We start from the raw sequence: 19,175 nt of genomic DNA on the forward strand, positions 1-19,175 counted from the left end.
CCCGTGCAATCCTGAATTGATTGCATGCTTTGTATTTTTACCTAGGGGGAAGTCGTGGGATTCGAAGTCTATTACCCTGCATTGGGCGCTGTGGCGCTCTTTGCCATTTTGACCCAGATCGTCGCTGTGATGGCGGGGATGGGAAAAACCAGTCGGGGACTCGTGCCGGGTTCCATGCCCGTCGCCGATTACAGCGACTGGCTCTATCGCACCAGCCGCGCATCGGGAAACGCCATCGAGACGATGGGTATTTTTGCGGCGGTTGTCGGGGCGGCGGTCCTCGCCGGCGTCGATCCGGTGTGGGTCAACAGGCTGGCCATTGGCTCTCTTGTGTTTCGGATCGGCATGGTCGTCACCCATATCGGAGGGATCGGCAAACCGGATCGCTCGATCAGGACCGTTTTTTACATGGGCAGTTGGCTAGCGTATACGGTGCTTGCCGTCCTGACCCTCGCACGTGTCTTTTGAGATCGGCGGAAATTCGGCAACCGGAATGGTTTTTGCGCGTTGTTATTGAATAGCAAGGCAGAAAGCGCCACATCACGGCCAAGAGTTTCTGGAGAAAAACAATGCGTTTGCAGGCAATCCTTTTGTGTTCGGCGATCTTTGCGGCCCCGCTTTATGCCGAGCCGACCAAGCCCTTGGGCGAAGTGACCGAAATCCGTGAAAGTCTTCTCGCTGTCGGGATGGCCTATCGGATCACCGAGAAATGCGCGAACCTTCACCCGCGCTATATCAAGGGTATCAGTTACCTTAATGCCATCAAGAACCGCGCCCGCGAGCTGGGGTATTCCGATGCCGCCATCGAAGCCTATGTGAATTCGCCGCAGGAAAAACAGGCGCTCGAGGCCGAGGGCGTGCGCCGTCTTGCCGAAAAGGGAGCCTCTGGCGACGCGGGCGAGGCCTATTGCAAGGTCGGTCGCTCGGAAATCGAACAGGGCACGCTGATCGGTGGCTTCTTGTGGTAGGGCAGGGCAATCAGCCCGAGCGGGAGGACGAGACGATCACCGCACAGGTGAAAGACTCGCTCAACACTCCATTTGTTCTTTTGCTCCTCGGGATTCTTGCGCCTGTGTTGATCTTTTTGCTGACTTTGGCGGGTTTCTTCTTTTTCACAGGAAACTAATTGCGCCCCTGCTGCGGCAAAAATGCATTTTTCCCACCTTTTAGGTGACGTTCCTTCTGGCATAGCTGGCCGAGCCGCGTTAGAACGCCCGCGACTGACTGCATCCAGGCGACGCATCTCGTCGGGTGCCGCGTCGAGGCGACACGAACCAAAAGGCTGGCCATGTCCGATTTGCGCAAGATCATCATTGACGGAATTGAGCTTGAAGTTCCGGGGGCGATGACCCTCATTCAAGCCTGCGAGCAAGCCGGGGTCGAAGTCCCGCGCTTCTGCTATCATGAACGTCTGTCAATCGCAGGCAACTGCCGCATGTGCCTTGTCGAGGTAGTGGGCGGTCCGCCCAAGCCCGCAGCATCCTGCGCGATGCAGGTTCGCGACCTGCGCCCCGGCCCCGAAGGACAGCCCCCCGTCGTCAAGACGAACTCGCCGATGGTCAAAAAGGCCCGCGAAGGCGTTATGGAATTCCTGTTGATCAACCACCCGCTGGATTGCCCGATCTGCGATCAGGGCGGCGAGTGCGATCTTCAAGACCAAGCGATGGCCTATGGCGTCGACTTTTCACGTTACCGCGAACCCAAGCGTGCCGCCGAGGATCTGAACCTCGGGCCGCTCGTCGAAACACACATGACCCGCTGCATCTCCTGCACCCGCTGTGTGCGCTTCACGACCGAAGTCGCAGGGATCACCCAGATGGGCCAAACAGGCCGTGGCGAAGATTCGGAGATCACCTCCTATCTCAACCAGACGCTCGATTCGAACCTTCAGGGCAACGTGATCGACCTTTGCCCCGTTGGTGCTCTGGTGTCCAAGCCTTACGCCTTTACAGCGCGTCCGTGGGAACTCACCAAAACCGAAACCATCGACGTGATGGACGCCCTCGGTTCGAACATCCGCGTTGACACCAAGGGCCGCGAAGTGATGCGCATTCTGCCGCGCAACCACGACGGCGTGAACGAAGAGTGGATTTCGGACAAGACCCGTTTCGTTTGGGACGGTCTGCGTCGCCAGCGTCTTGATACACCTTATATCCGCGAGAACGGCAAACTGCGCAAAGCGACATGGGGCGAGGCTCTGGCCGCCGCCGCTGCCGCGATGAAGGGCAAAAAGGTTGCAGGTCTCGTCGGCGATCTCGCACCTGTCGAGGCAACCTTTGCCCTCAAGCAGCTTGTTGAATCGCTGGGTGGTACGGTCGAATCGCGCACCGACAACGCCAAGCTGCCCGCAGACAACCGCTCGGCCTATGTCGGCACCGCGTCGATCGAAGACATCGACAGCGCCGATATGATCTTCCTCATCGGCACCAACCCGCGCGTCGAAGCGCCGGTTCTGAACGCCCGTATCCGCAAGGCATGGCTTCGCGGTGCGACGGTCGGGATGATCGGTGAAGCTGCGGATCTGACCTATGACTACACCCATATCGGCACCGATCGCGCAGCGCTCGACATGCTGATGGGCATGGACCATTCGGACAAAAAGAACCTCAAGGGCGTTATGATCATCGGTCAGGGCGCGCTTCAGGAAGCAGACGGCGCTGCCGTTCTCGGCACCGCGATGCAGCTTGCCGAAAAGGGAAGCTCCAAGTTCCTTGTTCTGCACACCGCTGCAAGCCGCGTCGGCGCGCTTGATGTGGGTGCCGTGACCGAAGGCGGTCTTGAAGCCGCTCTCAATGGCGCAGAAGTCGTCTACAACCTCGGCGCCGACGAGGTTGAAATCGGCGAAGGTGCGACCGTGATCTATCAGGGCTCGCACGGGGATCGTGGTGCACATCGCGCCGATATCATCCTTCCCGCAGCGGCCTACACCGAAGAGAACGGTCTCTTTGTGAACACCGAAGGTCGTCCTCAGCTTGCTATGCGTGCTGGTTTCGCACCGGGTGAAGCGAAAGAGAACTGGGCGATCCTGCGCGCGCTCTCGGCTGAATTGGGGCAGACGCTGCCCTATGACAGCCTTGCGCAACTCCGTCAGGCTCTTGTCGCAGCCGTTCCGCATCTCGCCAAGATCGACACCGTGATCGAAAACGAGTGGGCCCCGCTGCCTGCAGGGAAACTCGGCACTGCGACTTTCCGCAATGCGGTCAAGGATTTCTATCTGACGAACCCGATTGCACGTGCGTCCGCGCTGATGGCCGAGCTTTCGGCTGCCGCCAAGGAACGCAACGACGCGGCGATTGCTGCGGAGTAAAAACATGCGGGTTGCTGTCATCGGCATCCTCGCTCTTGCGGGCTGCGTTTCGGCGCAACCCGCTCCCGAAGTGGCCCAAGGCACGTTTGCCCCAAGCTACCAAGGGGTTCAGACCCGCCTTCTGGATGGCGATCTGGTCAATTTCCGGGTCGCGATGTCGGGGGCACGCAGCGTAGAAGACGTTGAGAGATACGCCGAATGCGCCGCCGCACAATACACGCTGATCCGTGGTTACGGGTTTGCACGACACGTCCGCACGACAGTCAAGGAAGAGGCTGGAATTTGGCGCGCGGATGCTGTTTACACCATCTCGCCGGCGCTCCCGCGCGGGCTTAGAACAATAGACGCCGAAGTGACGGTCGCCGATTGCGGCGTATCGGGCATACCGACGGTGTGAGGGGACAGACATGGTTGAATTCTTCACCACCACCTACCTTGGCATTTTCCTGATGATTCTCGGGCAGTGTCTCTTGGTGCTGGTGCCGCTCCTCGTGGCACTCGCCTTCCTTATGTATGCTGACCGCAAGATCTGGGCCGCCGTCCAGATGCGCAAAGGCCCGAATATCGTGGGTGTCTTTGGTCTGCTGCAATCCTTTGCCGACTTCTTGAAGTATATCGTAAAGGAAGTGGTGGTTCCCGCCGGTGCCGACAAGGGGGTCTTCTTCCTTGCGCCGATGATTTCTTTCGTCCTCGCCGTCATTGCTTGGGCAGTTATTCCGTTTGGAGACGGCTGGGTCATCTCGGACATCAACGTCGCCATCCTTTATGTCTTTGCGGTCTCCTCGCTTGAAGTTTACGGCGTGATCATGGGCGGCTGGGCGTCGAACTCCAAGTATCCCTTCCTTGGATCGCTCCGCTCTGCAGCACAGATGATTTCCTACGAAGTGTCGATCGGTCTCATCATCATCGGTGTGATCATCTCGACCGGCTCGATGAACTTCGGCGATATCGTTGCCGCTCAGGACGGCTATGGCATCCTGTCGTGGTATTTCATCCCGCACTTCCCGATGCTGTTCCTCTTCCTGATCTCGGCGCTTGCCGAAACCAACCGCCCGCCGTTCGACCTTCCCGAAGCGGAATCGGAACTCGTGGCCGGTTATCAGGTGGAATATTCTTCGACCCCGTTCCTGCTCTTTATGATCGGCGAACTTATGGCGGTCGTTCTGATGTGTGCGCTCATCTCGCTGCTGTTCTTCGGTGGCTGGCTGTCGCCCGTCGAATTCCTGCCCGATGGTATCATCTGGATGATCCTCAAGATGGCCTTCTGTTTCTTCATCTTCTCGATGGTGAAGGCGATCACCCCGCGTTACCGCTATGACCAACTGATGCGTATCGGCTGGAAGGTTTTCCTTCCCATGTCGCTCGCTTGGGTCGTGCTTGTTGCATTCCTCGCAAAATTCGAAGTTCTCGGCGGGTTCTGGGCTCGCTGGGCGATCGGAGGCTAAACCATGACGCAGATCGATTACGGCCGCGCGGCCAAATACTTCCTGCTTTCGGATTTCATCGTCGGTTTCAAACTGGGCCTGAAGTATTTCTTCTCGCCCAAGTCGACGATCAACTATCCGCACGAAAAGGGCCCGCTGTCGCCGCGTTTCCGCGGTGAACATGCGCTGCGCCGCTATCCCAACGGGGAAGAGCGCTGCATCGCATGTAAGCTTTGTGAAGCCGTGTGCCCCGCACAGGCGATCACCATCGACGCCGAACCCCGCGAAGACGGCTCGCGCCGCACCACGCGCTATGACATCGACATGACCAAGTGCATCTACTGTGGTTTCTGTCAGGAAGCGTGCCCCGTGGACGCCATCGTCGAAGGTCCGAATTTCGAATTCTCGACCGAGACCCGCGAAGAGCTGTTCTATGACAAGGAAAAACTCCTTGCCAACGGTGAGCGCTGGGAAGCCGAAATCGCCCGTAACCTTGAAATGGATGCGCCCTACCGATGAGCACTCCTACGAACCCCTTCGAGGCTATGATGAAAGTCGGACAGGATTGGGCCAAGACGCTTAATCCTGCTCTCGAGTCTTTCATGCCCAAGGGTTTCGAGACCATGTGGCCGACCATGTCCGCAGAGATGATGGAAGCCATGATGGGCAAGACCTTTAACCCCGAGGGGCTTGATGCAAAGTCGCGTCTGCTTCTCACCTTGCACGGGCTGACCATCATGGGCGCCCAAGCAGAAAGCCAAGTCCGTCTTACCGTGCGCCACGCACGCGAGGCGGGGGCGACCAAACAGGAAATCGCCGAGACCATCGCGCAGGCTGCGATGTTCGGAGGCGTTCCAGCAATGACCAAAGCTATGGAACTCGCAACCGAGGCCATGGCAGAGGGAACTGATAAGGACCGGGACGAATGACCGTTGCTGATTTTGCCTTTTATGCCTTTGCGCTAAGCACCATCGTCGGGGGCCTCCTGACCGTGGTGAGCCGTAATCCGGTTCACTCGGTTCTGTGGCTGATCCTCGCGTTTCTGTCGTCGGCAGGGCTTTTCGTCCTCCTCGGCGCCGAATTCGTCGCGATGCTTTTGATGATCGTTTATGTGGGCGCAGTTGCGGTGCTCTTCCTCTTCGTCGTGATGATGCTCGACGTGGACTTTGCCGAACTCAAAGCAGAGATGAGCCGCTATATGCCGCTCGCTCTCCTGATCGGTGTGATCCTCTTGATCCAGCTTGCGATGGCTTATGGCGCTTGGGATTACTCGCACGGGTTCGAAGGCCGCATCGCAGCGCCCATCGACGCCAGCGTCGAGAACACCGCAGGTCTCGGCCAGCTTATCTATGACAAATACATCATGCTCTTCCAACTCGCCGGTCTGATCCTGCTGGTTGCCATGATTGGCGCCATCGTTCTGACCCTGCGCCACCGCAAGGACATCAAGCGCCAGAACGTTCTGGCCCAGATGTATCGCGATCCGGCCAAGGCGATGGAGCTCAAGAACGTTAAACCGGGGCAGGGCCTGTGATGCCAAAATTCGCGCAAGACAAAAGCGAGGGACGGACGAAATGATCGGAATTGAACATTATCTCACAGTGGCAGGCGCTTTGTTTGTCATCGGTATTTTCGGCCTCTTTCTGAACCGGAAAAACATCATCATCCTGTTGATGTCTATCGAACTCATGCTTCTGAGCGTGAACATCAACTTCGTGGCCTTCTCGTCCTATCTGAACGATCTCGTGGGCCAGGTATTCACCTTGTTCGTTCTGACCGTTGCCGCCGCCGAGGCTGCGATCGGTCTGGCGATCCTCGTCTGTTTCTTCCGCAACCGCGGGACCATCGACGTTGAAGACGTCAACGTGATGAAAGGCTGACCGAAATGGAAACCATCATCCTTTTTGCTCCGCTTGTCGGCGCGATCATCGGCGGCTTTGGCTGGCGTATCATCGGCGAAACCGCTGCCCAGTATCTGACCACGGGTCTCTTGTTCCTTGCTGCGGCTCTGTCGTGGATCGTGTTCCTGAATTTCGACGGCGAAACCCAGCACATCCAGATCCTGCGCTGGATCGAGTCCGGTTCGCTCTCGACCGACTGGGCGATCCGTCTGGACCGTTTGACCGCGATCATGCTGATCGTCGTGACCTCGGTTTCGGCTCTCGTGCACATGTATTCGCTGGGCTACATGGCCCATGACGACCACTTCGGTGAGCATGGCCATTATAAGGCGCGCTTCTTTGCCTATCTGTCGTTCTTTACCTTCGCCATGCTCATGCTGGTGACGTCGGACAACCTTGTCCAGATGTTCTTCGGCTGGGAAGGCGTCGGTGTCGCGTCCTACCTTCTCATCGGTTTCTACTACAAAAAGCCTTCGGCCAACGCTGCCGCTATCAAGGCTTTCGTTGTGAACCGTGTTGGTGACTTCGGCTTTGCGCTCGGCATCTTCGGTCTCTTCTTCCTTGTGGACTCGATCAAGTTCGACGACGTCTTTGCAGCGGCTCCGCATCTTGCCGAGACCCAGCTTTCGTTCCTCTGGACTGAATGGAATGCTGCGAACCTTCTCGCGTTCCTGCTCTTTATCGGTGCGATGGGTAAATCGGCCCAGCTGATACTGCACACATGGCTTCCCGACGCGATGGAAGGCCCGACCCCTGTTTCGGCTCTTATCCACGCGGCAACCATGGTGACCGCAGGCGTATTCCTCGTTTGCCGTATGTCTCCGCTCTATGAATTCGCAGCCGATACCAAGTCGTTCATCGTCTTCCTCGGTGCGACCACCGCATTCTTTGCCGCTACAGTCGGTCTTGTTCAGAACGACATCAAGCGCGTGATTGCCTATTCGACCTGTTCGCAGCTCGGTTATATGTTCGTGGCTGCAGGCTCGGGCGTTTATTCGGTCGCTATGTTCCACCTTCTGACGCACGCTTTCTTCAAGGCGATGCTCTTCCTCGGGGCAGGTTCCGTGATCCACGGCATGCACCACGAGCAGGACATGCGGAACTATGGCGGTCTTCGCAAAAAGCTCCCGCTGACCTTCTGGGCCATGCTGATCGGCACGCTCGCCATCACAGGCGTCGGTATCCCGCTCACCCACTTCGGGTTCGCTGGCTTCCTCTCCAAGGACGCCGTGATCGAAAGCGCCTATGCAGGCGGTTCGGCCTATGCCTTCTGGATGCTTGTCATCGCGGCCTTCTTCACGAGCTTCTACTCGTGGCGCCTGATGTTCATGACGTTCTTCGGCAAGCCGCGCGGTGATCATCACACCCACGACCACGCGCATGAAAGCCCTGCTGTCATGACCATTCCGCTCGGCGTTCTGGCGATCGGTGCGATCTTCTCGGGTATGGTTTGGTATAACTCGTTCTTCGGCGACCATAACGCAGTCAACACGTTCTTCGGCATGCCCGCCCACGCAGAGGCTTCGGCTGATGCTGGCCACGGCGAAGCGACCGAAGGTCACGACGCTGCCAAGACCGAAGAGCATGGCACCGAAGCTGCCGCGACAGATCACGCCGCACCTGCCGAGGCACATGCCGCGGTTCCGGGGCAGGGCGCGATCTATATGGGCGCCGACAACACCACTCTCGATGATGCGCACCACGTCCCGACTTGGGTCAAGGTGAGCCCGTTCATCGCGATGATCCTCGGACTTGCTCTGGCCTACCAGATGTATATCCGTCGTCCCGACCTTCCGGCAAAGCTCGCTGCGAACCAGCGTCCGCTTTACCTCTTCCTGCTCAACAAGTGGTATTTCGACGAGATCTACAACTTCCTCTTTGTGCGTCCCGCGCTCGCGCTTGGCCGTCTCTTCTGGAAGCGTGGTGACACGGCGATCATCGACGGCGGGATCAACGGTCTTGCGATGGGCATCGTGCCCTTCCTGACCCGTCTCGCAGGCCGCGCCCAGTCCGGCTATGTCTTCCACTATGCCTTTGCGATGGTTCTGGGGATCGCGCTTATTCTGACCTGGGTGACGCTCACCGGGGGTGCACACTAATGGAAAACCTTCTCTCCATCGTAACTTTCATTCCGCTTCTGGCAGCCGCTATTCTGGCGCTCTTCCTTCGCGGTGATGACGCAAGCGCCCAGCGGAACGCAAAATGGGTTGCCATGATCGCAACCGTTGCCACCTTCCTGGTTTCGCTCTTCATTCTGGCCGAGTTCGATCCTTCGAACACGGGCTTCCAGTTCGTTGAAGAACGCGCTTGGATCGCGGGCCTCACCTATAAGATGGGCGTTGACGGCATCTCGGTTCTGTTTGTGATGCTCACCACCTTCCTTATGCCGCTGGTGATCTGGTCGGCTTGGAACGTCGAAACGCGCGTCAAGGAATACATGATCGCCTTCCTTCTCCTTGAAACGCTGATGCTCGGCGTGTTCATGGCGCTGGACCTCGTTCTCTTCTACGTCTTCTTCGAAGCGGGCCTTATCCCCATGTTCCTCATCATCGGGATCTGGGGCGGTGCGAACCGTATTTATGCGGCTTTCAAGTTCTTCCTCTACACCTTCCTTGGTTCGGTTCTCATGCTGGTTGCCATGGTTGCGATGTATGCGGATGCAGGCACCACCGATATTCCGACCCTTCTTACCCACAGCTTCGGTACCGAGACTTTCTCGATCCTCGGCATTCAGGTTGTCGGCGGGATGCAGACCCTCCTGTTCCTCGCGTTCTTCGCCTCCTTTGCGGTCAAGATGCCGATGTGGCCCGTCCACACCTGGCTTCCTGATGCGCACGTTCAGGCGCCGACCGCAGGTTCCGTGGTTCTTGCTGCGATCCTTCTCAAGATGGGCGGCTACGGCTTCCTCCGCTTCTCGCTCCCGATGTTCCCCGTCGGCTCCTATGTGATGAGCGATCTTGTGCTCTGGATGTCGGCGATCGCGATTGTCTACACCTCGCTCGTTGCGATGGTGCAGGAAGACATGAAGAAGCTTATCGCCTATTCGTCGGTTGCGCACATGGGCTATGTGACCATGGGTATCTTTGCGGTGAACCAGCAGGGTATCGACGGTGCGATCTTCCAGATGCTTTCGCACGGTTTCATCTCGGGCGCGCTCTTCCTTTGCGTCGGTGTGATCTATGACCGTATGCACACCCGCGAGATCGACGCTTACGGCGGCCTTGTGAACCGCATGCCCGCCTATGCGCTGATTTTCATGTTCTTCACGATGGCAAACGTCGGTCTTCCGGGAACCTCGGGCTTTGTCGGCGAATTCCTGACGCTGATGGGCGCCTTCCAGGCGAACACCTGGGTTGCAGCCATTGCGACCACCGGTGTGATCTTCTCGGCTGCCTATGCGCTCTGGCTTTATCGCCGCGTCGTCATGGGCGACCTGATCAAGGAAAGCCTCAAGTCGATCACCGATATGACGGGCCGTGAAAAGATGATCTTTGCACCGCTCGTCGCGATGACGATCCTTCTCGGCGTTTACCCGAGCCTTGCGACCGACATCATCGGGCCGAGCGTCGGCGCTCTTGTCGAACACTTCAATCACTCGGTAGACGCTTCCGGCCTCGCAGTCGTGGCCGAAGTCGTCGAAACCGCAGCGCACTAAGGAGCCGGATAAATGATCTCTTCTGATATCCAGACCGTTCTTCCGGAAATCGTCATTGCTGTTTATGCGATGCTCGCTCTGCTTGGTGCTGTCTACACGACCAAAGACAAAGCCGCGCCGTTCCTGACGTGGCTCACCGCTGGGCTCTTTGCGGCGGTTGCCTTCTGGATTGCGGTCAACGGCTCTGGCACGAATGTCGCCTTCTCGGGGTCGTTCGTGGATGATGCGTTCTCGCGCTTTGCCAAGGTCGTGATCCTGCTTTCGGCTGCTGCCGTTCTCGTCATGAGCCAGGACTATATGGCGCGCCGTGATCTGGCCCGTTTCGAATACCCGCTGCTGATCGCGCTTGCCGCTGTTGGTATGATGGTCATGGTCTCGGCTGGAGACCTCATGGCGCTCTACATGGGTCTCGAGCTTCAGTCGCTCGCGCTCTATGTCGTCGCTTCGCTCCGCCGCGACAGCATCAAGTCGACCGAAGCAGGTCTCAAGTACTTCGTGCTTGGCGCTCTCTCCTCGGGTCTGCTGCTCTATGGCGCATCGCTGACCTATGGTTTCGCGGGCACCACGCTCTTCTCGGGCATCATCGAAGCAACCCATGACGGCGTGTCGCTCGGTCTTCTCTTCGGTCTGGTGTTCCTGATCTCGGGCTTTGCCTTCAAGGTCTCGGCAGCGCCGTTCCACATGTGGACCCCCGACGTTTACGAAGGCTCGCCCACGCCCGTGACGGCCTTCTTTGCGACGGCCCCCAAGGTTGCGGCGATGGGGCTCTTTGCGCGCGTTGTCTTTGACGCCTTCGGCCATGTGGTCGGTGACTGGCAACAGATCGTGGCCTTCCTCTCGGTCATCTCGATGTTCCTTGGTGCCTTTGCCGCAATCGGTCAAAAGAACATCAAGCGTCTTATGGCCTATTCGTCCATCGCCCATATGGGCTTTGCGATGATGGGTCTTGCGGCGGGGTCGGCCTTTGGCGTTCAGGCGATGCTGATCTATCTTGCGATCTATGTCACCATGAACATCGGCACCTTTGCTTTCATCCTGTCGATGGAAAAGAACGGTTCTCCCGTCACCGAAATCGCCGCTCTCAACCAATATGCCAAGAAAGAGCCGCTCAAGGCGCTGGCTGTTCTGGTCCTGATGTTCAGCCTTGCTGGTGTTCCGCCGATGGTTGGCTTTATGGGCAAGTTCTATGTGCTTCGTGCCGCTTATGATGCAGGTCTTGCATGGCTTGCCATTGCGGGTGTGATCGCTTCGGTGATCGGTGCGTTTTACTATCTCCGCGTCGTTTACTTCATGTATTTCGGCAAGGAAGGCGACGGCATCGAAACCAACATGGCTCCGACCGCTTGGGCAATGCTCATGGGTTCGGCACTCATCATGGTCGTCGGCATCGTGAACCTCTTCGGTATCGAGCCTCTCGCAGCGGCAGCGGCACAGACGCTTGTCAACTAACGAGCAAGCAAAGGCCGTCTGGCCCGAGGGCTACGAACTCGTAGTCCTTGATGAGGTGGACAGCACAATGGCAGAAGCCGCGCGACGCGCGGCTTTTGTCCGTTCTCCCACATGGATATTGGCGCTGCGGCAAACCAACGGGCGGGGGCGGCGTGGTCGCCCTTGGGCCGATCCCGTGGGCAACCTTGCCGCGACGCTGATCTTCAAACCCGCAGCTACCCCTGCCGATGGGGCAAAGCGCTCTTTCCTCGCAGCGCTGGCGCTCTATGAGGCCCTGTCGTTTTATGTGGATCGCACGCGGCTCGGGCTCAAATGGCCGAATGACGTGCTCTTGGACGGCCGCAAGATCGCGGGCATCCTTCTGGAAAGCAGCGGCACCGCAGAGCGGCTTGAATGGCTTTCGCTCGGTATCGGCGTGAACCTTGCCCATACACCGCCCCGTGCGCCCGATGCCGACTTCGGACCCGTCTCTCTTGCCGAGGCCATCGGGCAGACCGTCCCGCAGCAGGAGTTCCTCACGGTTCTTGCCGACACCTATGCCACCCAAGAAGACAAGCTCCGCTACTTCGGGTTCGAGCGCATAAGGGAAGACTGGCTCCGCCATGCGATCAAACTGGGTGAGGTGATTACGGCGCGCCTGCCCAAGGAAAACATCTCGGGCATCTTCGAAACCATCGACATCGAGGGCAATCTGGTCCTATTGACGGGGAGAGGACATGTCACGGTCACGGCTGCCGATGTCTATTTCTAACGAGGGAGTGGTCCATGCTTCTGGCCATTGATTGCGGAAATACAAATACCGTTTTCTCGATCTGGGACGGGACCGAGTTCCTTGCCACGTGGCGCACCTCGACCGAATGGCAGCGGACGGCGGATCAGTATTACGTCTGGCTTGCAACTTTGATGCAGCATCGCAAGGTAGATGTCGAAATCGACGAAGTGATCATCTCATCGACCGTTCCGCGCGTTGTGTTCAACCTTCGGGTTCTGGCGGATCGCTATTTCAATTGCCGCCCCCTTGTCGTGGGAAAACCCGAATGCGCGCTTCCGATGCCGCCGCGCGTCGATGCGGGCACCACGGTCGGCCCCGACCGTCTTGTCAATTCGGCTGGGGCGTTCGACCGTCACGGCGGCAATCTCATCGTTGTCGATTTCGGCACCGCGACGACCTTTGACGTTGTGGCCGAGGATGGCGCCTATGTCGGAGGTGTCATCGCGCCGGGGGTAAACCTCAGTCTCGAAGCCTTGCACCATGCGGCAGCGGCTCTACCTCATGTCGATATAAGTCGCCCCTCGGGGGTGATCGGCACCAACACCGTCGCCTGCATGCAGTCGGGCGTTTACTGGGGCTATGTGGGCGTCGTGCGCGAGATTTGCGCGCGTATCCGCGCCGAATATGCAAAGCCCATGAAAATTATTGGCACCGGCGGGCTCGCCCGCCTGTTCGAACAGGCCGAAAATTTGTTCGACGCAATAGAAGACGACCTCACGATGCACGGGCTGACCGTCATCCATGACTTTAATAAGGAAACTACATGAGCAGTGCGAAAAGCACCAACCGCCTGATTTACTTGCCGCTCGGCGGCGCCGGAGAAATCGGGATGAACGCCTATGTTTACGGCTATGGCGAACCCGACAAAGAACGTCTGATCGTTGTCGACCTTGGCGTGACCTTCCCAGATATGGACACCTCTCCGGGTGTCGATCTGATTATGCCCGATGTGGCTTGGCTCGAAGCGCGTAAGGACCGTATCGAAGCAATCCTGATCACCCACGCGCACGAAGACCACGTGGGCGGCGTCGGGCATCTTTGGGAGCGTCTTGGCGCACCCGTCTATGCCCGCGAGTTCACCGCCCATATCGCGCGTCTCAAGATGGCTGACGTTGGTCTTCCTGACGGCACCGTGCACACGGTTGCCGCTTGGCCGCATATGTCGACCTTTGGCCCGTTCAAAGTCGGCTTTATCCCCGTGTCCCACTCGATCCCTGAAAGCGCGGGGCTTGTGATCGACACGCCTGCGGGACGTGTGATCCATTCGGGCGACTTCAAGATCGACCACACGCCCGTTGTGGGTGATCCCTTTGACGAGGCGCTTTGGGCCGAGGCCGCAAAGGACGGCGTGCGCGCTTTGATGTGCGACTCGACCAACGTCTTTTCTCCCGCTCCAGGACGGTCCGAAGCAACGCTTGCCGAACCGATTGAAGAGCTGCTCAAGACTGCAACGGGCATGGTGGTCGCCACGACATTCGCCTCCAACATCGCACGTTTGAAAACCATTGCGACAGCGGCGGAAAAGGCAGGGCGGAGCGTCTGTCTTTTGGGCCGTGCGATGCGCCGTATGGTCGAAGCAGGGCTTGAAACGGGCGTGCTCGACGGCTTCCCCAAGACCATCCTTGCCGAAGATGCTGTCGACGTGCCGCGCCAGAACCTGTTGCTTCTGGTCACGGGGTCCCAAGGCGAACGCCGCGCCGCTTCGGCCCAGCTTGCCAACGGGAAATATATGGGTCTGACCCTGAAAGAGGGGGACACGTTCCTCTTTTCGTCCAAGACCATTCCCGGGAACGAGCGGGGCGTGATCCGTATCATGAACCAGCTCTCGGAAAAGGGCGTTGACGTGATCGACGATCGCGGCGGTCTTTACCACGTCTCGGGCCATGCGAACCGTCCCGACCTTGAAAAGATGCACGACATCGTCAAGCCCAAGATGCTTGTGCCCATGCACGGCGAGCATCGCCATTTGCGCGAACATGCCAAACTCGGCGAGGCCAAGGGGATCGGCTCTATCGTTGCCGTCAACGGCATGATGATCGACCTGACGAGCAATTACCCCCATGTGGCCGAATATGTCGAAACGGGGCGCACCTATCTTGATGGTTCGGTCCAGATCGGAGCGCTTGATGGGATCGTGCGCGACCGTATCCGCATGGCGCTCAACGGGCTTGTGGTCGTCACCCTCATCATGGACGAGAACGACGAGCCCTTGGGCGAACCGTGGTGCGAAATTCAGGGTCTTCCTGAAACGGGGCGCAACAACGCCGCTCTGGTCGAAGTCCTCGAGGGTGAATTGAACCAGTTCCTCATGCGCGCCGACGACAAGATCCTGACAGACGACGACAAGCTCGAGAAAGAACTGTCTCAGGTGGCGCGCCGTGTCGCGCAATCCGAGATCGGCAAAAAGCCCGAAGTGGTGGTCGTGATCAGCCGTTTGAGCTGATCAAGGCGACACAAAAGCAAAAGGCCCGCCGATTGAGCGGGCCTTTTTCGTTCTGTGGGGCGCTTAGCTGGCTTGGCGCTCGGCAAAGCTCAGGCGGATGAACTCGGGCACATCGTCGCCCATCCCGATAAAGCTGTCCTCGCGGGCGTTGCGACGCGGATTGCCACGGTTGCCGCGTTCATTGCGGTCGTGGTTGCGCTCTTCACGGCGATCATCACGCTTGTGCTCGTGACGGTCTTCACGCTTGTGCTCGTGACGGGGTTGGCGCTCTTCTTTGGCTTCAACCTCTTGAACTTCATTGGTGTTGGCGGCGTGGGGCGCATCGCTGCGCTTGTCCTCTCCGCGCTTGCCACGGCGGGACCGCGAACGCCGCTTGTCGTCGCCTTCCTCTTCGCGCGGATCGGCCGCTTCGGTCGGAACAGGGTTTTCCAGACGCGGAATTTCGATCTGGACCAGCTTTTCCACAGCGTCGAAATACTTTTCGTCACGCGGCGAACAGATCATGATCGCGGCACCCTTGCGGCCTGCGCGACCTGTGCGGCCGATGCGGTGGACATAGTCCTCGGCATGGCTGGGCACGTCGAAGTTGAACACATGGCTAACAGCAGGGATATCGAGCCCGCGGGCTGCCACATCCGAGGCGCAAAGGAAACGCACGTCGCCGTTGCGGAAGCCTTCGAGCGTCTTCATACGGTGCGATTGCTCAAGATCGCCGTGGATCGCTTCGGCGTTATAGCCGTATTTGCGGAGCGATTTTGCTGTGATATCGACGTCGGCCTTGCGATTGCAGAAGATGATCGCGTTGGTGCAAGCGTCACCCTCTTTGTCGATCAGGGCGCGCAGGAGCTTGCGCTTTTCACTGCCTTCGCGATCGCGGCGCGAGGCTTTGAACATCACCACGCCTTGGGTGATGTTTTCCGAGGTCGTCGCAGCGCGCGCCACTTCGACCTTTGCAGGGTTCGAAAGGAACGTATTGGTGATGCGCTCGATCTCGGGGGCCATAGTGGCCGAGAAGAACAGCGTCTGACGGGTAAAGGGCGTCAGGTTGAAGATGCGTTCGATGTCGGGGATGAACCCCATGTCGAGCATACGGTCGGCCTCGTCCACGACCATGATCTGAACGCCCGTCAGGAGCAGCTTGCCGCGTTCGAAATGGTCAAGAAGACGGCCGGGGGTGGCGATAAGCACATCGACACCGCGATCGATCAGGGCGTCCTGATCCTTGAACGACACACCACCGATCAAGAGAGCCTTGGTCAGTTTGGTATGTTTGGCGTAGATGTCGAAGTTCTCGGCCACCTGAGCAGCGAGCTCGCGCGTGGGGCAGAGCACCAAGCTGCGCGGCATACGCGCCCGCGCGCGGCCTCGGCCAAGAAGATGGATCATCGGGAGCGTAAAGCTCGCGGTCTTACCTGTGCCCGTTTGGGCGATGCCAAGCACGTCCTGGCCGGTAAGGGCGGCGGGAATGGCGCCTGCCTGAATGGGGGTGGGGGTCTCGTAGCCGGCTTCAGAGATGGCCTTGAGAACCTTCGGATCGAGGTTCAGTTCTGAGAATGTGGTCATTAGCGTCCAAGCTTGGGCACGGGCGGTCCTCGTGCCTATGAGTTATGGAGCGCAATAGTCAGGGCGCCCCTCGGCGGAATCCCCTTGCAGGGATGTGTCCACATAGCCCTATCTTGGCAAAACGTCAATCTGAGAGGGGTTTAGCCCTTTTTTTGTTCGCTCTCTGCTTCTTGTCGCATCACGGCAAGCCTTCGGAACATGTTTCGACCATCAAGGTTGAGCACCCGAAGCAGGTGGATGGAGAGCGGTCCGGCGGTCGGCGCCATGCGTGCGTCCTCCATGATCGGAGCGATGAGGTTGACTTCGAGATCCCCTTCCAGAAGCGAGAAATGCGGCATGGTCAGGGGTAAGGGCGCATTGCGCCGCTGGGTCAAAGGAAAGGGCTGGGACGGATCGTAACCCGAATAAAGCCGCTCGCTCTCATAGAGTTTCATCATGGAAAACATGACGTTGAGCGTTTGCCCGACTTTGCGGTCCATCTCGGTTTCGCCATGATCGGCAAAGGTGATGATCGAGGAGATGAGCCAGCGCGGGTTCAGCTCGTCACACAAGAACTCGCCCTGTTCGCGCCAAAGACGGTTGAAGAGCGCGGGCGCGTGCGCGGGCCAATCGCGTTTGCGCAGGATCATGATCAGGAGCGAGTTGAAGAAGGACAGATAGGATTTGCCGACGAATTCGGGGATCATTTCCGACGCACGGCGCACAAGGCCCGAGTCGCTTGTCGTGTTGAGTTCGGTCTGCGCAAGGATCGTGCGACGCGCCATCGGGCCGAAATCCACGTCGATTTCGGGAAACCCGTCTTCGGGCGCGATATTGATCGGCGCGCGCCGCTTGCGCCAGATCTGGACCAGCGGCCAAAGGCCTTCGTTGAATGTCTTGTCGATATCGGCCAAGTCACGCTCCCGCTTTTGGTGTTCAATCAATAGGCGAAGGGGCAGGGCGTGCAAAGGGCCAAAGAAAAAGGGCAGCTTGCGCCGCCCCCGTCTTAGACCATCATTTCCTTGGTCGCCGTCAGTTTGACATCGGGATAGTCGCGTATCACGCGGTCGATGTCCCACTGGAGGCGGGTAAGGAAGACGACATCGCCGTCATTGTCATGGCTGATGTGTTGTTTGTTGGCGGCGATGAATTTCTCGACTGCAGTTTTCTCGCCCGAGACCCAGCGGGCCGAGGTGAACTGTGACGGCTCGAACCGCACGGGAAGCCCGTATTCAAGCTCGATCCGGCTGGCCAGCACTTCGAATTGAAGCTGGCCGACGACGCCGACGATAAAACCCGACCCGAAGGCTGGTTTGAACACCTTGGCCGCGCCTTCTTCGGCGAACTGCATGAGCGCCTTTTCAAGGTGCTTGGCTTTCATCGGATCGCCTGCACGGCAATTCTGGAGGAGTTCGGGCGCAAAGGACGGAATGCCCGTGACCTTGAGGTTCTCGCCCTCGGTCAAGGTATCACCGATGCGAAGCTGTCCGTGGTTGGGGATGCCGATAATATCGCCGGCCCATGCCTCTTCCGCCAATTCGCGGTCGGACGCGAGAAAGAGCACAGGGTTCGAGATCGCCATCGGCTTTTTCGACCGCACATGGGTGAGCTTCATGCCGCGCTGGAAGTGACCCGAAGCCAGACGGACAAAGGCCACACGGTCGCGGTGCTTGGGGTCCATGTTCGCCTGAACCTTGAACACAAAGCCTGTGACTTTGGTCTCTTCCGGTGCAATGGCGCGGGGATCGGCGCTTTGGGGCTGGGGTTCGGGGCCATAGGTTCCGATGCCTTCCATAAGCTCTTTGACGCCGAAAGAGTTGATGGCCGATCCGAACCAGATCGGGGTCATCGTGCCTTCGAGAACGGCCTTGTGATCGAGCGCAGGCAGCAGCTCGCGCGCCATCTCGATCTCTTCAAAGAACTTTTCGAGAAGATGCGCAGGCACGTGCTCTTTGAGTTTGGGATCATCCAGACCTTCGATCTTGATGCTTTCGGCGACGCGGTTACGATCCGCGCGGTCCATCAACTCAAGACGGTTGCGCAAAAGGTCGTAGCACCCCAAAAACTCGCGCCCGACGCCGATGGGCCAAGAGGCGGGGGTCACGTCGATCGCGAGGTTTTCCTGAATCTCGTCGATGATTTCAAAGGTATCGCGGCTTTCGCGGTCCATCTTGTTACAGAAGGTCAGGATCGGAAGATCGCGCAGACGGCAAACCTCGAAGAGTTTCTGGGTTTGGCTCTCCACACCCTTTGCCCCGTCGATCACCATGACCGCAGCGTCCACCGCCGTCAGCGTGCGATAGGTGTCTTCGGAAAAGTCCGAGTGACCGGGGGTATCGACAAGGTTGAAGCGGAATTTGCCGAAATCGAAGGACATGGCCGAGGCCGAGACCGAGATCCCGCGGTCCTTTTCCATCTGCATGAAGTCGGACCGTGTGCGGCGCGCTTCGCCCTTGGCGCGGACCTGACCTGCCATCTGGATTGCGCCCCCGAAAAGGAGGAACTTTTCAGTGAGAGTCGTCTTGCCTGCGTCGGGGTGCGAGATGATCGCAAAAGTCCGGCGGCGGGCGATTTCGGCAGGGAGGTCGGGGCGGTTTGAAGCGGTGTCTAGCATGGCCGCGCGTATAGTCCCGCAAGGGCCCTCTGGCAAGAAATCAAAAGGGCCGAAGTCGTCTTCGGCCC

The 19,175-nt window shown here is 58.6% G+C and carries 18 protein-coding genes; 15 read left to right on the plus strand and 3 right to left on the minus strand.

From position 1 onward, the window contains the following. Positions 1-54: 54 nt before the first annotated feature. From QQG91_RS04470 to QQG91_RS04540, 15 genes are all read left to right on the plus strand, one after another. Positions 55-468: an MAPEG family protein gene (locus QQG91_RS04470; RefSeq protein ID WP_285771777.1), complete on the plus strand. Its 414-nt coding sequence runs from the start codon at positions 55-57 to the stop codon at positions 466-468. Positions 469-569: 101 nt separating this feature from the next. Next, entirely contained in the window at positions 570-968 is a 399-nt protein-coding gene (locus QQG91_RS04475) for a DUF5333 domain-containing protein (protein ID WP_285771778.1), read from the plus strand. A 320-nt stretch (positions 969-1,288) separates the two neighbouring features. Continuing rightward, entirely contained in the window at positions 1,289-3,307 is a 2,019-nt protein-coding gene (nuoG, locus tag QQG91_RS04480; protein ID WP_285771779.1) for an NADH-quinone oxidoreductase subunit NuoG, read from the plus strand. A 4-nt stretch (positions 3,308-3,311) separates the two neighbouring features. Continuing rightward, entirely contained in the window at positions 3,312-3,704 is a 393-nt protein-coding gene (locus QQG91_RS04485) for a YNQ4 family lipoprotein (protein ID WP_285771780.1), read from the plus strand. Between the two features lie 10 nt (positions 3,705-3,714). Further along, the gene (gene nuoH, locus QQG91_RS04490) at positions 3,715-4,752 is read left to right on the plus strand and encodes an NADH-quinone oxidoreductase subunit NuoH (protein ID WP_285771781.1); all 1,038 of its coding nucleotides are present in this window, start codon (positions 3,715-3,717) and stop codon (positions 4,750-4,752) included. A gap of 3 nt (positions 4,753-4,755) precedes the next feature. Continuing rightward, positions 4,756-5,250: an NADH-quinone oxidoreductase subunit NuoI gene (gene nuoI / locus QQG91_RS04495; protein WP_285771782.1), complete on the plus strand. Its 495-nt coding sequence runs from the start codon at positions 4,756-4,758 to the stop codon at positions 5,248-5,250. Next, positions 5,247-5,660 (plus strand): carboxymuconolactone decarboxylase family protein, encoded by a 414-nt coding sequence (locus tag QQG91_RS04500; protein WP_285771783.1) that lies wholly within the window; start codon positions 5,247-5,249, stop codon positions 5,658-5,660. The genes nuoI and QQG91_RS04500 overlap by 4 nt, the downstream gene beginning before the upstream one ends. Beyond that, positions 5,657-6,265: an NADH-quinone oxidoreductase subunit J gene (locus QQG91_RS04505; protein WP_285771784.1), complete on the plus strand. Its 609-nt coding sequence runs from the start codon at positions 5,657-5,659 to the stop codon at positions 6,263-6,265. Before QQG91_RS04500 ends, QQG91_RS04505 begins: the two co-directional genes overlap by 4 nt. A gap of 40 nt (positions 6,266-6,305) precedes the next feature. Next, positions 6,306-6,611, plus strand: a complete 306-nt coding sequence (gene nuoK / locus QQG91_RS04510; RefSeq protein WP_285771785.1) for an NADH-quinone oxidoreductase subunit NuoK — start codon at positions 6,306-6,308, stop codon at positions 6,609-6,611. 5 nt (positions 6,612-6,616) lie between these two features. Then, positions 6,617-8,731, plus strand: coding sequence for an NADH-quinone oxidoreductase subunit L (nuoL, locus tag QQG91_RS04515; protein ID WP_285771786.1), 2,115 nt, complete (start codon positions 6,617-6,619; stop codon positions 8,729-8,731). Next, the gene (locus tag QQG91_RS04520; protein WP_285771787.1) at positions 8,731-10,287 is read left to right on the plus strand and encodes an NADH-quinone oxidoreductase subunit M; all 1,557 of its coding nucleotides are present in this window, start codon (positions 8,731-8,733) and stop codon (positions 10,285-10,287) included. Before nuoL ends, QQG91_RS04520 begins: the two co-directional genes overlap by 1 nt. A 12-nt stretch (positions 10,288-10,299) precedes the next feature. After that, positions 10,300-11,736 carry an NADH-quinone oxidoreductase subunit NuoN gene (nuoN, locus tag QQG91_RS04525; protein WP_285771788.1) on the plus strand — a complete coding sequence of 479 codons (1,437 nt, stop codon included), beginning with the start codon at positions 10,300-10,302 and terminating at the stop codon, positions 11,734-11,736. Next, a complete protein-coding gene (locus tag QQG91_RS04530) occupies positions 11,726-12,487 on the plus strand; it encodes a biotin--[acetyl-CoA-carboxylase] ligase (protein ID WP_285771789.1) in 762 nt (253 codons plus the stop codon). The genes nuoN and QQG91_RS04530 overlap by 11 nt, the downstream gene beginning before the upstream one ends. 14 nt (positions 12,488-12,501) lie before the next feature. After that, positions 12,502-13,275, plus strand: a complete 774-nt coding sequence (locus QQG91_RS04535) for a type III pantothenate kinase (RefSeq protein ID WP_285771790.1) — start codon at positions 12,502-12,504, stop codon at positions 13,273-13,275. Next, positions 13,272-14,951, plus strand: a complete 1,680-nt coding sequence (locus tag QQG91_RS04540; RefSeq protein WP_285771791.1) for a ribonuclease J — start codon at positions 13,272-13,274, stop codon at positions 14,949-14,951. The genes QQG91_RS04535 and QQG91_RS04540 overlap by 4 nt, the downstream gene beginning before the upstream one ends. 63 nt (positions 14,952-15,014) lie before the next feature. Here QQG91_RS04540 and QQG91_RS04545 read toward each other — a convergent pair whose 3' ends face one another. The 3 genes from QQG91_RS04545 to QQG91_RS04555 all read right to left on the minus strand — a co-directional run bounded on the left by QQG91_RS04545 (position 15,015) and on the right by QQG91_RS04555 (position 19,107). Next, entirely contained in the window at positions 15,015-16,514 is a 1,500-nt protein-coding gene (locus QQG91_RS04545; RefSeq protein ID WP_285771792.1) for a DEAD/DEAH box helicase, read from the minus strand. Positions 16,515-16,654: 140 nt separating this feature from the next. Continuing rightward, a complete protein-coding gene (locus tag QQG91_RS04550) occupies positions 16,655-17,407 on the minus strand; it encodes a hypothetical protein (RefSeq protein ID WP_285771793.1) in 753 nt (250 codons plus the stop codon). A 92-nt stretch (positions 17,408-17,499) separates the two neighbouring features. Further along, positions 17,500-19,107 (minus strand): peptide chain release factor 3, encoded by a 1,608-nt coding sequence (locus QQG91_RS04555; protein ID WP_285771794.1) that lies wholly within the window; start codon positions 19,105-19,107, stop codon positions 17,500-17,502. Positions 19,108-19,175 lie beyond the last annotated feature (68 nt).

The sequence above is a fragment of the Marivivens sp. LCG002 genome, assembly GCF_030264275.1.
In the GTDB taxonomy this organism is placed as follows: Bacteria; Pseudomonadota; Alphaproteobacteria; order Rhodobacterales; family Rhodobacteraceae; genus Marivivens.

Excerpts from the sequence above, each read along its gene's own strand:
- QQG91_RS04535 (WP_285771790.1), top strand. The coding sequence starts at position 12,502 with ATGCTTCTGGCCATTGATTGCGGAAATACAAATACCGTTTTCTCGATC.
- nuoH (WP_285771781.1), top strand. The coding sequence starts at position 3,715 with ATGGTTGAATTCTTCACCACCACCTACCTTGGCATTTTCCTGATGATT.
- QQG91_RS04555 (WP_285771794.1), bottom strand. The coding sequence starts at position 19,107 with ATGCTAGACACCGCTTCAAACCGCCCCGACCTCCCTGCCGAAATCGCC.
- QQG91_RS04500 (WP_285771783.1), top strand. The coding sequence starts at position 5,247 with ATGAGCACTCCTACGAACCCCTTCGAGGCTATGATGAAAGTCGGACAG.
- QQG91_RS04520 (WP_285771787.1), top strand. The coding sequence starts at position 8,731 with ATGGAAAACCTTCTCTCCATCGTAACTTTCATTCCGCTTCTGGCAGCC.
- nuoK (WP_285771785.1), top strand. The coding sequence starts at position 6,306 with ATGATCGGAATTGAACATTATCTCACAGTGGCAGGCGCTTTGTTTGTC.
- QQG91_RS04475 (WP_285771778.1), top strand. The coding sequence starts at position 570 with ATGCGTTTGCAGGCAATCCTTTTGTGTTCGGCGATCTTTGCGGCCCCG.
- nuoL (WP_285771786.1), top strand. The coding sequence starts at position 6,617 with ATGGAAACCATCATCCTTTTTGCTCCGCTTGTCGGCGCGATCATCGGC.
- QQG91_RS04505 (WP_285771784.1), top strand. The coding sequence starts at position 5,657 with ATGACCGTTGCTGATTTTGCCTTTTATGCCTTTGCGCTAAGCACCATC.
- nuoN (WP_285771788.1), top strand. The coding sequence starts at position 10,300 with ATGATCTCTTCTGATATCCAGACCGTTCTTCCGGAAATCGTCATTGCT.
- QQG91_RS04540 (WP_285771791.1), top strand. The coding sequence starts at position 13,272 with ATGAGCAGTGCGAAAAGCACCAACCGCCTGATTTACTTGCCGCTCGGC.
- nuoI (WP_285771782.1), top strand. The coding sequence starts at position 4,756 with ATGACGCAGATCGATTACGGCCGCGCGGCCAAATACTTCCTGCTTTCG.
- QQG91_RS04545 (WP_285771792.1), bottom strand. The coding sequence starts at position 16,514 with ATGACCACATTCTCAGAACTGAACCTCGATCCGAAGGTTCTCAAGGCC.
- QQG91_RS04485 (WP_285771780.1), top strand. The coding sequence starts at position 3,312 with ATGCGGGTTGCTGTCATCGGCATCCTCGCTCTTGCGGGCTGCGTTTCG.
- nuoG (WP_285771779.1), top strand. The coding sequence starts at position 1,289 with ATGTCCGATTTGCGCAAGATCATCATTGACGGAATTGAGCTTGAAGTT.